Genomic DNA, 13,643 nt, shown 5'->3' with positions numbered 1-13,643 from the left:
TCGCCGAACCGTCGGCGCAGCATCCGCTTCTCCTCGACGGGGACGGCGCTCCGCGGCGAGCGCCGGACGCCGCGACCGCCGGATGAGAGGATGGATGGGCCATGCCGACCGATGCCCCCTCGAACCTCCCGCCCGTGCTGCGGCCCGACGCTCCGCCCGTCCGGGCGCTCGATGAGCTCGCCGCGCGCTTCGCGCGTGAGGTGCGCGGCGACACCGCCGGGCGCTCCGTCACCGGGGTCACCCTGGCGACAGCCGACCTCCGCGCGGGCGAGGTGTTCGTCGCCATCCGCGGCGCCAATCGCCACGGCGCGGAGTTCGGCGCAGCCGCCGCCGAGAAAGGCGCCGTCGCGATCGTCACGGACGCGGCTGGAGCCGACATCGCGGCCGATGCCGGCATCCCGATCCTCGTCGTGGAAGACCCCCGCGGCGTCCTCGGCGAGCTCTCCGCGTGGATCTTCGGCACCGGGCCGGGCGATGATCTCCCGCTCCTGTTCGGCACGACCGGCACCAACGGCAAGACGAGCGTCTCGCATCTCCTGGAGGGCATCCTGACGCAGATCGGCGTGACCTCCGGCCTCTCCTCGACCGCCGAGCGGCACATCGCCGGGCAGGTCATCGTGTCGCGGCTGACGACGCCGGAGGCATCCGAGATGCACGCCCTGCTGGCGCTCATGCGCGAGCGCGGCGTCGAGGCGGTCGCGATCGAGGTGAGCGCCCAGGCGCTCAGTCGGCGCCGCGTCGACGGGATCGTGTTCGACGTGGCGGCCTTCACCAACCTCACCCACGACCACCTCGACGACTATGCCGACATGGAGGACTACTTCGAGGCGAAGCTTCCGCTCTTCCGCCCCGACCGGGCAAAGCGCGCCGTCATCTCGCTCGATTCCGCCTCCGGCGCCGATGTGGTCGCACGGTGCGAGATCCCCTACGTCACGGTGGGGGCGCCGGCGATCGCGGTGGATCCGGCGGCGGCGGCCGCTGCGGATTGGTCGGTCGAGATCGTCGCCGAGCGGCAGACCGGCACGGAGTTCACCCTCACCTCCACAGACGGTCGCTCCCTGACGACGATCGTGCCCGTGATCGGTCAGCACATGGCCGCCAACGCGGCTCTCGCGATCGTCATGATGCTCGAGGCGGGTTACGCGTGGGACGTGATCGCCGCAACGCTCGCGCGCGACGGCGCGATCGAGGCCTACCTACCCGGCCGCACCGAGCGCGTGTCCGGTGACCACGGCCCCGCCGTGTACGTCGACTTCGGACACTCCCCCGACGCGTTCGAGAAGACGCTCGCCGCGGTCCGGCGCGTGACTCCCGGGCGGGTGGTCATGCTGTTCGGCGCCGACGGCGACCGCGACGCGACCAAGCGGCACGACATGGGGCGTACGGGCGTCGAGGGCAGCGACATCCTCGTCATCACCGATCACCACCCCCGCTTCGAGGACCCCGACTCGATCAGGGCGACCCTCATCGAGGGTGCGCGGCGTGCTCGCCCCGACGCCGAGATCCACGAGTACTCGCCCCCCGAGCGCGCCATCATCGAGGCCGTCGCCCTCGTCGGCGAAGGCGACGCCATCCTCTGGGCGGGGCCTGGGCACCAGGACTACCGCGACATCCGCGGCATCCGCACGCCGTACTCGGCGCGTGAACTGTCGCGCCGAGCGCTCCGCGCCGCGGGGTGGCCGGTGCCCGAGCCGCACTGGCCCGTGCCCTACCCCGAGAACGAGACGCCGGCGTCCGACCCCCTGCGGCCGATCTACTGAGAGCCGCTAGCGATCGGATGCTGCGATCGCGCGCTCCGCGGCGGCGCGGGCCCATTCCTCCGCAGCGAACAGCGATTCGCGCGTGAGCTTTCCGGGCGGCTCGTGCGCGTCGACGACACGCTCGATCGTTTCGACGATGCCGGTGAAGGCGAGCCGACCGTCGTGGAACGCGTCGACAGCCTGCTCGTTGGCCGCGTTGAAGACGGCCGGGTAGGTGGCGCCGGCGCGGCCGACGCTCTTGGCGAGCCGGACGGCGGGAAAGGCCTTCTGGTCGAGGGGCTCGAAGGTCCACGACGTCGCCGTCGTCCAATCCAGCGGGCGTCCCACTCCGCCGATGCGGTGGGGCCAGTCCAGCCCCAGCGAGATCGGCAGCCGCATGTCGGGCGGCGAGGCCTGGGCGATCGTCGAGCCATCGATGAACTCGACCATCGAGTGCACGATCGACTGGGGGTGCACGACGACGTCGATGTCTTCGTAGTCGACGCCGAACAGGAGGTGCGCTTCGATCACCTCGAGGCCCTTGTTGACGAGCGTCGCGGAGTTGGTCGTGACGACGCGGCCCATGTCCCACGTGGGGTGCGCGAGCGCTTCGGCGGGTGTGACGGCACTCAGCGATTCGCGCGAGCGCCCGCGGAACGGGCCGCCCGAGGCGGTCAGCACGAGCCGGCGCACCTCCGACTTCTCGCCCGATCGCAGCGCCTGCGCGATCGCCGAATGCTCCGAGTCGACGGGCACGATCTGCCCGGGCCACGCGATCGCCGTGACGAGCTCGCCGCCGACGATGAGCGACTCCTTGTTCGCGAGTGCCAGCGTCCGCCCGCACTCGAGGGCCGCGAGGGTCGGGCCGAGGCCGACCGAGCCCGTGATGCCGTTGAGCACCACATCGGCCTCGACATCCCGGACGAGCTGCTCGGCTTCGACGGCGCCGATCGCCGTGTCTTCGACCTGGAACTCGGCGGCCTGCGCCGCCATCACCTCACGGCTCGTGAACGCCGAGAGCCCGACGATGTCGAAGCGGCGGGGGTTGGCGCGGATGACGTCGAGCGCCTGGGTGCCGATGGAGCCCGTGGAACCCAGAACTATGACGCGGCGCATGCAGTCATGTTAGTGACTGCATGCGCCGCGTCGCGGCGGCCGGCTCTACTGCGCGGGAGCGTGCTGCACGCCGAGGATGTCGACGACGAAGATGAGCGTCTGACCCTTGAGGTCCGAGTCGTTGATGGCGCCGTCGCCATACGCGGCGGAAGGCGGCAGCACCGCGATCACCTGTGAGCCCACGGTCTCGCCCGTCACGGCATCCGAGAAGCCCTGCACCACACCCGTGCCGACGGTGAACGAGAACACCTGCTTGCCCCAGGACTGGTCGAACATCTTGTCGTTGTTCCACGAATAGCCGTAATACTGCACGATCACGGTGTCTCCGACACCCACGACCGGACCGTCACCCTTCTTGAGTGTCGCCTTCTCGAAGGACGTCGGGATATCCCCCTGCGGCAGAGCGACGGTGGGCGCGCCCGTGGAATCTAGCGTCACGGTCGGGAAGCCCGCGGTGGGGGCCTGGGGCTCGCCGGTCGCGGCCAAAGGCATGACCGAGAGCACATCGACGACGTACACCGTGCCGGGTGTGGAGGCGTCGGTGCCGGGGGCGACGGCGACTATGCGGGTTCCGGGCGCGGCGCAACCGACGATCTGAGACAGCACGGTGCCTGTGGTTACCTCCGCGGGGGCGAGCTCGCCGGGCGTGTATCCCTGAGATCCGAGCTTGGCGCCGGTCGACGCGTCGTATCCGGTCAGAGCAAAACTGATGTAGTCACCGGACTGAATCGGGTCACCGGATCCCTCTGTGACCACGGTGCGCTGCAAGGACGCGATGTCCAGCGGCGAGGTGAAGCTCGCCGTCGAGTCGGTGCCGAACGCGCCGTCGACCTTGACTGCCTCGGAGGCGGCGCCGGTCGGCGCGGCCGCCGAACACAGGTCGGTCGCCGTGGTGGCGGAGGGGCTCTCCGACGCGGCGGGCGTGCTGGATGCGGTGCATCCGGACAGCACGAGCGCCGCTGCGGCAGCGACGACGGAGAGAGTGACGATGGGACGAATGCGCACGACGGACCTCATCAGATAAGCACTGGGCTGCGAAGGGGAAGCTCCATACTCGCGTACATTTCCTCTGTCCTTGCTGGGAGCCGGCCATACGCGGGGCGGAATGGGAAGCAGAGTACCCTCGACGGGTGACTTCCGAGGAGAATCCCGATCCCGAAGAAGCCGAAGCCTCCGCTGCTCCCGCCGCCCAGCGGATGGGTGCGACGTATGCTCTCGGCCGCTTCGTGCTCGCTCCCCTGGCGCGTCTGATCTACCGTCCGAAGGTCGAGGGCAAGCCCAACGTCCCTCGCTCGGGTGCGGTCATCTTTGCGAGCAACCACCTGTCGTTCATCGATTCGATCGCCATCCCGATCGCCTCCCCTCGTCCCGTGCACTTCCTGGCCAAGTCGAGCTACTTCGACGGAACCGGGGCGTCAGGGTGGGCATCCCGCGAATTCTTCACCGCGATCGGCGCGGTGCCCGTGCAGCGCGGTGCCGGCCAGGCCGCGCTGGACGCCCTCGATCAGCAGCGCATGCTTCTCGAAGCGGGCAACGCCGTGGCGCTCTATCCCGAGGGAACGCGCTCGCTCGACGGACGTCTCTACAAGGGGCGCACCGGAGTGGCCTTCCTCGCCCTGCAGACGGGCGCGCCCGTCGTGCCGGTCGGATTGATCGGGACGGATGAGGCGATGCCGGTGGGCGCCAGGATGCCGTCGCTGAACGCGCGGATCACGGTGCGCTTCGGAGAGCCGCTCCACCTCTCGCACCACGGCTCGGCCGGTTCGGGCCGAGCGCGACGGCTCGCGACCGACGACATCATGGATGCCATCCATGGCCTGTCGGGCCAGGAGCTCGCCGGCACCTACAACGAGGCCCCCGCCAGCACCCCCATCGAGCGGATCAGGCAGGTGCTCCCGCACGAGCGGCGTTAGACGGCTTCGCCTACGACCCGGATGACCGGCTCGTGGTGGACGGGGAAGTTCACCGAGTTCGCGATGAAGCACCACTCGCGCGCCTGCGCGTGGGCGGCGGTCGCTGCATCCACCATCGTCTCCTCGGCGACGGTGACGACCGGCCGCAGCACGACCTCGCGGAACGCGCCGCCGCCCCTGCCGTCTTCGACCATCGTCCCCGTCGCGTCGTCCTCGTAGCCGACGACGACCACGCCCGCCTGCACGCACGCGTGGAGGTATGACAACAGGTGGCATTCGCTGAGCGCGGCGAGCAGGAGGTCTTCGGGGTTCCAGCGGCTCGCGTCGCCGCGGAACGGCTTGTCGGCGGATGCCTCGAGCGGCGGCTTGCCGTCGATCGTGATCGTCACCGCGCGGTCGTAGTCGCGGTAGCCGCTCGTTCCGGTGCCGCGATCCCCGGTCCACGCGGTGTGCAGCGCATAGCTGTGCTCGCCGAACATGACGCCAGTCTGACATGCGAGCGCAACGCGGGGCTCGGGCGGCTCGGGGCTAGGCTGGCGTCGTGCCGCAGACCTTCACCGTCGCCGATGCCGTGGAGCTGGCCGTCGTGGAGCGCAGCGGCTTCGTCGAATCCCGTCATGCGGGTTCCGCGATCGTCCTCCACCCGGACGGCACGGTCGCCACGCAGCTGGGCGACACCGCCTCTCCGATCCTGCCGCGATCGAGTCTCAAGCCTCTCCAGGCCCTCGCGTGCCTGATCTCCGGCGCTCCGCTCGAGGGCGAACGACTCGCACTCGCGACCGCGAGCCACTCCGGCACCGACCGCCACGTCGGCGTGGTGCGCGACATCCTCGATGCCGCCGGCCTCACCGAGGAGGCGCTCCGGTGCCCGCCGGCATGGCCGGGCGACGCCGATACCCGTGACGAGCTCGTCCGAGAGCACCTGGCGCCTGCACGCGTGCGTATGAACTGTTCGGGCAAGCACGCGGCGATGCTCCTGACGTGCGTCACGAACGGGTGGGATGCTGCGACCTACCTCGAACCCGAGCATCCCCTGCAGGTGCAGATCCGCGAACTGGTCGAACGGCTCACCGGCGAGAAGGTGATCGCCACGGCGATCGACGGGTGCGGCGCACCCGTGCACACCACGAGCCTCGCGGGGCTCGCCCGCGCGATCCACCGCATCGGCACCGCGTCGGAGACCTCGCCGTTCGCGCTGCACCGCAGCGCCGGTGCACTCGTGCGCGCCGTCCGCGAGAACCCGTGGACGATCGACGGCCCTGGCCGCGCGGACTCGATCGTGATCGAGCGGCTCGGCGTCTTCGCCAAGGGCGGCGCGGAGGGTGTCATGGTGATGGTGGCCCCCGACGGCACGACGCTCGCCCTGAAGATGCTCGACGGCAGCGGCCGGGCGACGACCGCAGTTGCCCTGCGTTTGCTCGAGCGAGCCGGCGCACTCACGGCCTCCGACGTCGCCGACGCGATGAAGCTGCTTCCGCTGTCGGTTTCCGGCGGCGGCGCGGATGTCGGGGCGATCCGCCCCGCTTTCTGAAGGCGCTCGCACAACGAGCGGAAAGGATCGGGCGATGAGGATCTGCGTACCCACCGAGGTCAAGAACAACGAGTACCGCGTGGCCCTGACCCCCTCCGGAGTACACGACCTCGCGCGCGCAGGTCACGAGGTGTTCGTGCAGCGCGGCGCGGGCGCTGGTTCATCCATGTCGGATGCGGAATACGAGGCGGCGGGCGCCGTACTCCTCGATGATCCGGCCGACGTGTGGGCGCGCGCGGAGCTCCTGCTCAAAGTGAAGGAGCCCATCGCGAGCGAGTATGGATACTTCCGCGACGACCTCGTCCTCTTCACCTACCTGCACCTGGCGGCCGATCAGCCGCTCACCGACCGACTGGTCGCTGACGGCGTGACCGCTATCGCCTACGAGACCGTCCAGCTCGCCGGCGGAGGCCTGCCGCTGCTCGCCCCCATGAGCGAAGTTGCGGGGCGCCTGGCGCCCACGGTCGGAGCCGCCACCCTGATGCGGTCGGCCGGCGGGCTGGGCCTGCTGATGTCCGGCGTACCCGGCACCCGTCCCGCACAGGTCACCGTGATCGGCGGAGGGGTCGCGGGTGCGAACGCCGCAGTCATCGCGGTGGGCCTCGGGGCCGACGTGACCGTGTTCGACACCAACATCCAGCGCCTGCGCTATCTGGACGACCATTTCCAGGGCCGGATCAAGACGGCCGCCTCCCATCCGCTCGACCTGGATCGTGCCGTCGTCACCTCGGATCTCGTCGTCGGATCGGTGCTCATCCCCGGGGCGAAGGCGCCGAAACTCGTCACGAACGACATGGTGGCGCGGATGCGGCCGGGCAGCGTCCTGGTCGACATCGCCGTGGACCAGGGCGGATGCTTCGAAGACACCCACCCGACGACGCACGCCGATCCCACGTTTCCCGTGCACGGCAGCGTTTTCTACTGCGTGGCGAACATGCCCGGCGCCGTGCCGAACACATCGACCTCCGCGCTGACGAACGCGACGCTGCCGTACATCCGCCAGATCGCGCGACACGGGTGGAAAGACGCGCTGCGGGCGGATGCTGCGCTGGCGGCCGGACTCAACACGTCGGGCGGCGCGGTGGTCAACGCGGGTGTGGCTGCGGCGCACGGCCTGGACGCGGCATCCCTCGTCGAAGTCCTCGCCTGAACGGAGCCGCGTCGACGGCCACAGTCGCCTACGGAGCACGGTCAGGTCGGAGCACGGTCAGGTCGGAAGCACGATGCGCTCCGCCGGGGCGTCCTCGTGCCGCAGCCACGCGCGCCGCCTCCCCGGCTCGCAATACGGCGGCAGCTCGCGCTCCCCTGCGACGATGCGATACTCCTGGGCGCATGCCGCGTCGATCACGAGGTCGTGCTCGCCCCTGATGCCCGCCAGAAGTCCCCAGTGGCGCTGCCATTCGTCCGGCTCCCCCACCACGACCCGCCTTCCCTCCGCGGTCGCCGTATCTTCCAGCTGCGGCGATTCGTCCACCCGGACGATCGCGGCGCCGGCGGCCTCCCACCGCGCCAGCACCGACCGGGTGACGGCCGATCGACGCGCCACGAACCCGGTCAGCCTGGCCGCCGGCATCCAGCCCGCGACCTCCGGCACGTCTGCCGGCGCCTCGAGCGGCGGGCACCACGCGAACTGGATCGCCTGCCCGTCAAGACGCCCGCGGCCGGGCGCGGCGTCCTGCAGGTAGTGCGTCGGGTCTCCCCCCACGCCGATGTAGTCGGCGCGCGACGGCATGGCCAGCAGAGCGCGACGCGGGAGAAGCTCGACGACGCGGCCCACGGCTCCGGAGAGCCGTCGTGCCGTGACGGCGACGAGCACCCCCGCATCCCCCGCACCGCGGATCAGCTGCTCGATGCGCTCCAGCAGGACGTGCGCGTACTCCTGGGGCAGCCGCGCGGCGAGCGCGTCGAGATCGTCGATGGTGACGACGGTTCCATACGGTGCGGGATGCTCGGCCAGCCGTGCGACGGTGTCCCACGCCTCCTCGCCGAAGCTGCGGACGCTGACGACGCCGGTGGACTGTGCCCCGATCACCCGCAGCACCGAGGACTTGCCCGTCCCGGCACCGCCGATCACGAGCAGACCGCGGTCGTGCGGGGCGAGGATCGCCGGGTGCTGGCGCTGACGCTCGGGTTCGTCGACGAGCCCGAGCACGATGCCCTCGGGCGCGCCCGGGCCGAGCAGTTCGGTGAGGGGCAGGGTCGCCGGCAGATCGGGCAGCCAGGGGCGACGGGGACGAGGGCCGGTGCTCCGCTCGCACACCGCTGCGACGTCGTGCGGCGTGCTCAGGGCGACGCGCACCGATTGCGGTGCCGGGTCGCCCCCGCGCCGCACGAGCGCGTGCCCGCGCCCGTCCGGGCCACCGGGCAGGCGCGCGGCCTCGGCGGTGCCCACGACCGCCCTGCTGTCCGCCTCGTCGATCACGCGCAGACTCAGCCGCAACGGGCAGTTCGTGAGCAGCGCCTCGCGGATCACGCCCGCCACGCGCTGTGTGCCGAGGATCAGGTGCATACCCAGCGCGCGACCGCGGGCTGCGACGTCGGTGAACACCGCCTGCAGCTCGGGATGCGCGCCCAGCAGGGCTGCGAACTCGTCGACGACGATCACCAGCCGTGGGAGCTGCACCCGCGGATCGCGGATGTCGCGGGCACCCACCCGAGCAAGCTCGCCCTCGCGCCAGCGCACTTCGGCGCGCAGACTCTCGAGGGCTCGGCGTGCCCCGGAGCCGTCGAGATCGGTGATGACTCCCGTGACATGCGGCATCGCCGCGAGAGCATCGAACGCGGTGCCGCCTTTGAAATCGGCGAGGAGGAAATTGACTTCGGCGGTGGAGTGCGCCGCGCACAGCGCGAGGATCCAGGTGATGAGCAGTTCGCTCTTGCCCGACCCGGTGACTCCGGCGACGACCGCATGCGGACCGTCCGCAACGAGGTCGACCGTCACGGGCCGGCCGGCGCGGGTGGCGACGACGGCCGGCAACCCCTCGCGTTTCTCGTGCCGGTCGTCGGACGCTGTCGCCAGCAGCGGACCGAGGAGAACGGCCCCGGACGCCTCGCCCTCGTCGCCGAGCACGGCGACCGCCCGCTGCGAGAGGGATCGCGCGATCTGCGCCGCCTGCACCGTTCCGATCGCCTCCACCTCCAGCGCGACCATCTCGCCGCCGTAGTCCAGTCGCGCCTGCGCGGGCGAGGTCACGGTCAAAACCGCCTCGCACCGGGCCGGAACGGGGACCCGCGCGTGCGCGATCACGATGTCGGCGTCCGGCGGCGCCGTCTCGTCCGGGCCTGTCAGCGCGAGCGCGATGCCTTCGCTGCCGCGGCGGTGCGGCAACTCCTCGGCCCAGGCGTTCTCGCCGACGAGCGGTCCGACGATTCGCAGGCGCCCCGGCGGCAGCGCCGAGCACAGCTGCACGACGAGCGCCCTCACGACCGCCGGTCCGAGCGGCGCTCGCCCCACCACGGCGACGCCTGCCATGAGCGGTACGGTGACCGGCGCGCCGTCCAGGGTCGCCGCTCGCCTGCGCAGCGCGGCCGACGCCTCATCGCCGTCGCCCCCGGTCACGCGCACTTCGCTCACCCGAGCGCCCGATCCGACGACCAACAGCTCGGCCCTGGCCGGAACGGCCCGCCAGACCTCGTCATCCCGCGTCGCCAATGTCGCGGCATCCGGATGCGTCGCCTGCAGGCGCGCTCGCTCGTCCATATGTCGCTTCCGCACGGCGGCGGCGATCCGATCGCGCGCGGTCTCCGCGTCGCGCGCGGCCCGGCGTCTGTCGCGGCGCGCGCCGCGCGCGGCGTCCAGCATTGTCGCCACTGCGATGAGCGGGCCGAGGAGTGCGAGCCACAGCGAAAGGATCGATCCGGTGACCAGCCACAGCGCGACCGCGCCCAGCACGGGAACGAGCGAAGCGAGCAGCGGGATGCCGCCGCGGCTCGGCGGCACCCAGGCCGCGGGGAGCACGAGCGGCTCGGCATCCGCGGTCGAGAGCCGGGGGCTCGACGCGCGGTGAACCGGCGGAGGAGGTCGATGCGACAGCATCCGTCCAGTCAAGCGATCCGTGACGGCGCGCGCGCGGGCCTCCGCGCACACGGTGGACAGGCGCGCGTCAGTCGGAGGCTGGGGAGGGCGCCTGAACCGCGATCGGCGCCGTGATCGCGGCATCCTGATCGAACTCGGATGCCGCGGCAGCCGCCCCGCGAACCCGGGCGTTCAGCACGATGATCGTGACATTGTCGCGACCGCCGTTCTCGAGCGCCGCATCGAGCATGGCCTCGACCGCTTCGGCGGGATCTTCGTGCTCGCCGAGGAAGTGCTGGATGCCGTAATCGGTCAGCTCTTTGGTCAGACCGTCCGAGCAGATCACGAACCGGTCGCCGTCGAACACGTCGAGGCGCACATAATCGGGCGTGACGCCGTCGCTCGGCCCGACCGCGCGCGTGATGACGTTGCCGTACGGGTGGTTCTCCGCCTCTTCCGGACTCAAGCGACCGGCGGCCATGAGCTCTTGGACGACCGAGTGGTCGGTGGTGATCTGCACGATCGAGTCGTCTCGCGAGAGATACACCCGCGAGTCGCCGATGTTCAGGGTCACCCAGTTCGGCACCGTGCCGGTGACGTCGAGGTACACGCCGGTCACGGTGGTGCCGGTGCCGTCGTCGGTCGTCTCGGGATGCGAGGCGATGTCTTTCACCGCGCGCGAGAGCGCCTTCTCGATCGCTTTGGCGGTGACGTTCCCGGCGATCGCGACGGGGCGGAGCCGATCGACGGTGCTGGCGCTCGCGATCTCGCCGCCGATGTGACCGCCCATGCCATCGGCGACGACGAAGAGGGGATACTCGGCGAGCACGGCATCCTGATTGGCCTCGCGACGGCGACCGGTGTCGGTCGCCTCCGCCCAGCGCAGTTCGATCTCGCCGTTGCCGGTCGTTACGATCCGGGATCGGGTGGACACTTCGGGCACGCCCTCATCCTCCCGCTCACGCCTGGTTTCCGCGCGCTCGGCAGCGCACGGCGTGCTCACATCCTAGTAGACGGCCCGCCGCACGCCCGTGGCGCCGGACCGGTGGCGGGCTGCCCAAGGTGTCGCAGCCGCCGACGCGAACGAGCCCCCCGCCGAAGCGAGGGGCTCGTTGTGCTGCGAGGTCAGACGCGCGGTGCGTCCGGGTCCACCGGCGGAGCCGCGGGCGGCTCGGGCGCGGCGGGCGGGGTGGTCGGCGGCGTCGCGGCGGGCGGCGTCACCGGAGGAGCTGCCGGCGGCGGAACCGGAGCACCTGCCGGGGGCGCCGGCGGTGTGTAGCCGGCCGGCGGCGGCGGGTAGGCGCCCGGGGCGGGCTGGGTGACGGGATTGGCCGGGTAGCCTCCCGCGGGCGTCTGAACGGGAACGCCCTGCCACACCGTCTTGTCGGCCAGGAAGTTGGTGGCCCACGGCGATGCCGGGATGGCGGTGTTCCAACGCGACTTGTCGAACGCATTGATGCCGAACCAGACGAGCGACAGGAAGAAGTACAGGATCAGCCAGACGGCCTCCTTCTGCAGCTTCAGACCCACGCGCCATGCGGCAAGGAGCGTGTAGACGAACGCCGCGACCCCGATGAGCGAGCCAATGACCGGCACCCAGCCGAGCACGATCGCGCCGCCCCACAGCACCAGCAGCCACCACGGGCTCAGGTCACCGAGTTTGACGAAGATGAGGGTGTTGTAGATCGGCACCCAGGCACGCCACTTGCCCTGGACGCCGGCCTTGTCGAAGATCCGCATCAGGAACCACGAGAAGATGATGTAACCGGCGATCGCGAAGATGAACGCGAACACGTAGAAGATAGCGAGCGCGGCGAGCGCCGCGGGGTTATCGGAATACATATGCGTCCCCTTCATGAGACGAGTGGCAGAGAATCGATCGCGCATGCGCCGACACCACATGCTAGCGAGCCCGGAGCCTCGCTGTCAGCCGACGCGTCGTAACGCGCCGATACGCGACGTTTCGCTAGCCTGACGACAGACCGCGACTCCGATCGAAGGGCTCTCCGATGAGCGACACCACTCCCCCCGTCCCGCCCGTTCCCCCTGTTCCCGCCCAGCCTGCGGCAGATGCCGCCCGCGAGCCGGCATCCGTTCCCTACGATGCGGCGACGCATCCCGACGACACCGGCGTTCCCACGGTGCGCGGCGCGGATGCGGCCGACATCGGTCGCGGGTTCTTCACTGCGCTGTTCGACCTCTCGTTCCGCACGTTCATCACCCGGCGCCTTGCGAGCGTGTTCTACCTGATCGGCCTGATCGCGATCGCGATCGGGTTCATCGTGTACTTCGTGCAGGGCATCATCGGCGGGATCGCCGCGCTCTGGTACAACCCGGGCGCGGGAATCTCACTCCTGGTCGCGACGATCATCATCGTGCCGATCGTGACCTTCCTGGCGGTCGTGGTGCTCCGCTTCCTCATCGAAGCGGTCGTCGCGCTGATCGCGATCGCCGAGAACACCGAGCGCACCGCGGCGAACACCCGCCGCTGACCCGCGGAAGCGTCAGACGACGAGGTCGAGCTCGCCCCGAACGCCGGGCCGCAGGATGATACCGGCGGCGTCCGCCCAGCGCAGGAGCCCGGCGAGCGATCCGATGCGCGGGCGCTCCACGGCCAACCGGCGGACGAGGGCTCCCTTGGCGTGCTTGTTGAAGTGATTCAGGGCCCGGGCGACTCCGTCGGCCGACTCCGACACCACCCGCACGTAGGCGGAGCGCACGGACGGCGGAAGGGGGCCGAGCCCGACATACGCCTCTGAGCGCAGGTCGAGCACGAAGTCCGCCTGCGCGGTGGCGAAAGCGGCGGCGAAGGCGGTGGTGACAGCATCCGCCCACACCTTCCGCAGGGCGGGGATGCCGGGGACGGCCGCCGACGCTCCGAGCCGATAGGTCGGGATGCGGTCCATCGCCCCGATCGGCCCGAACGGGGCGGAGTGGATCATGACGTGATGGGCGAGCCAGCGGCGACCCGAGGCGTCGAGGGATGCGGCATCCAGAGCGTCGTACAGCACCCCGGTGTAGCGATCGACCGCCGGCATGGTCGCCGAGTCGCGCAGCCGCGCGTTCGCGGCGACCTCGTGGCGCTGCGTCGAACCGAGCTTGAGCACCCGCGCGGCGTGGTCTTCATCGGAAGAGAGGGCCACGAGCGCATCGATGACCGCTTCGCGCTGCGGCGTCAGCGCGGGCAGCGCCAAACCGGCGAGGGCGAGCGGAGCGCGCGTTCCGCCGACGCGCTTCGTCTCGGAGGGTGGGAGCAGGATCAGCATGGCGGGAAAGCGAGAAACCACATCACCGTCGAGACACCGCGCGCGGCGTGATGTCTCGACCCG

12 protein-coding genes are annotated in these 13,643 nt (G+C 70.8%); 5 read left to right on the top strand and 7 right to left on the bottom strand.

The features are described 5' to 3' along the window. Window positions 1-101 precede the first annotated feature (101 nt). Entirely contained in the window at window positions 102-1,760 is a 1,659-nt protein-coding gene (locus ACFE6Z_RS06360; protein ID WP_375384864.1) for a Mur ligase family protein, read from the top strand. A 6-nt stretch (window positions 1,761-1,766) separates the two neighbouring features. Here ACFE6Z_RS06360 and dxr read toward each other — a convergent pair whose 3' ends face one another. Both dxr and ACFE6Z_RS06350 read right to left on the bottom strand, forming a co-directional pair. Then, the gene (dxr, locus tag ACFE6Z_RS06355) at window positions 1,767-2,855 is read right to left on the bottom strand and encodes a 1-deoxy-D-xylulose-5-phosphate reductoisomerase (RefSeq protein WP_375384863.1); all 1,089 of its coding nucleotides are present in this window, start codon (window positions 2,853-2,855) and stop codon (window positions 1,767-1,769) included. Between the two features lie 45 nt (window positions 2,856-2,900). Further along, window positions 2,901-3,860: an FKBP-type peptidyl-prolyl cis-trans isomerase gene (locus ACFE6Z_RS06350; protein WP_375384862.1), complete on the bottom strand. Its 960-nt coding sequence runs from the start codon at window positions 3,858-3,860 to the stop codon at window positions 2,901-2,903. A 191-nt stretch (window positions 3,861-4,051) separates the two neighbouring features. On the opposite strand from ACFE6Z_RS06350, the gene ACFE6Z_RS06345 reads away from it, so the two are divergent. Beyond that, window positions 4,052-4,768 carry a lysophospholipid acyltransferase family protein gene (locus ACFE6Z_RS06345; RefSeq protein WP_375385004.1) on the top strand — a complete coding sequence of 239 codons (717 nt, stop codon included), beginning with the start codon at window positions 4,052-4,054 and terminating at the stop codon, window positions 4,766-4,768. Here the strand turns inward: ACFE6Z_RS06345 and ACFE6Z_RS06340 are convergent. Further along, window positions 4,765-5,247 carry an OsmC family protein gene (locus ACFE6Z_RS06340; protein WP_375384861.1) on the bottom strand — a complete coding sequence of 161 codons (483 nt, stop codon included), beginning with the start codon at window positions 5,245-5,247 and terminating at the stop codon, window positions 4,765-4,767. The two genes, ACFE6Z_RS06345 and ACFE6Z_RS06340, sit on opposite strands and share 4 nt — an antisense overlap. A gap of 62 nt (window positions 5,248-5,309) precedes the next feature. Here ACFE6Z_RS06340 and ACFE6Z_RS06335 point away from each other — a divergent pair, with 62 nt between their 5' ends. Further along, window positions 5,310-6,299 carry an asparaginase gene (locus tag ACFE6Z_RS06335; RefSeq protein WP_375384860.1) on the top strand — a complete coding sequence of 330 codons (990 nt, stop codon included), beginning with the start codon at window positions 5,310-5,312 and terminating at the stop codon, window positions 6,297-6,299. A gap of 34 nt (window positions 6,300-6,333) precedes the next feature. Continuing rightward, window positions 6,334-7,449: an alanine dehydrogenase gene (gene ald / locus ACFE6Z_RS06330; protein WP_375384859.1), complete on the top strand. Its 1,116-nt coding sequence runs from the start codon at window positions 6,334-6,336 to the stop codon at window positions 7,447-7,449. Window positions 7,450-7,506: 57 nt separating this feature from the next. Here ald and ACFE6Z_RS06325 read toward each other — a convergent pair whose 3' ends face one another. The 3 genes from ACFE6Z_RS06325 to ACFE6Z_RS06315 form a co-directional block, all read right to left on the bottom strand. Beyond that, window positions 7,507-10,335 (bottom strand): FtsK/SpoIIIE domain-containing protein, encoded by a 2,829-nt coding sequence (locus ACFE6Z_RS06325; protein WP_375384858.1) that lies wholly within the window; start codon window positions 10,333-10,335, stop codon window positions 7,507-7,509. Window positions 10,336-10,402: 67 nt separating this feature from the next. Continuing rightward, a complete protein-coding gene (locus tag ACFE6Z_RS06320) occupies window positions 10,403-11,257 on the bottom strand; it encodes a PP2C family protein-serine/threonine phosphatase (RefSeq protein ID WP_375384857.1) in 855 nt (284 codons plus the stop codon). Window positions 11,258-11,439: 182 nt separating this feature from the next. Then, window positions 11,440-12,156 carry a DUF5684 domain-containing protein gene (locus tag ACFE6Z_RS06315; protein WP_375384856.1) on the bottom strand — a complete coding sequence of 239 codons (717 nt, stop codon included), beginning with the start codon at window positions 12,154-12,156 and terminating at the stop codon, window positions 11,440-11,442. Window positions 12,157-12,323: 167 nt separating this feature from the next. Here ACFE6Z_RS06315 and ACFE6Z_RS06310 point away from each other — a divergent pair, with 167 nt between their 5' ends. Then, the gene (locus tag ACFE6Z_RS06310; RefSeq protein ID WP_375384855.1) at window positions 12,324-12,806 is read left to right on the top strand and encodes a DUF4282 domain-containing protein; all 483 of its coding nucleotides are present in this window, start codon (window positions 12,324-12,326) and stop codon (window positions 12,804-12,806) included. A 12-nt stretch (window positions 12,807-12,818) separates the two neighbouring features. Here ACFE6Z_RS06310 and ACFE6Z_RS06305 read toward each other — a convergent pair whose 3' ends face one another. Further along, complete coding sequence (locus tag ACFE6Z_RS06305; RefSeq protein ID WP_375384854.1) at window positions 12,819-13,580, bottom strand: YaaA family protein; 762 nt, start codon at window positions 13,578-13,580, stop codon at window positions 12,819-12,821. Window positions 13,581-13,643 lie beyond the last annotated feature (63 nt).

This window comes from uncultured Microbacterium sp. (assembly GCF_964244775.1).
Classification (GTDB): domain Bacteria; phylum Actinomycetota; class Actinomycetes; order Actinomycetales; family Microbacteriaceae; genus Microbacterium.
This window is presented reverse-complemented; position numbering and strand designations above follow the sequence as displayed.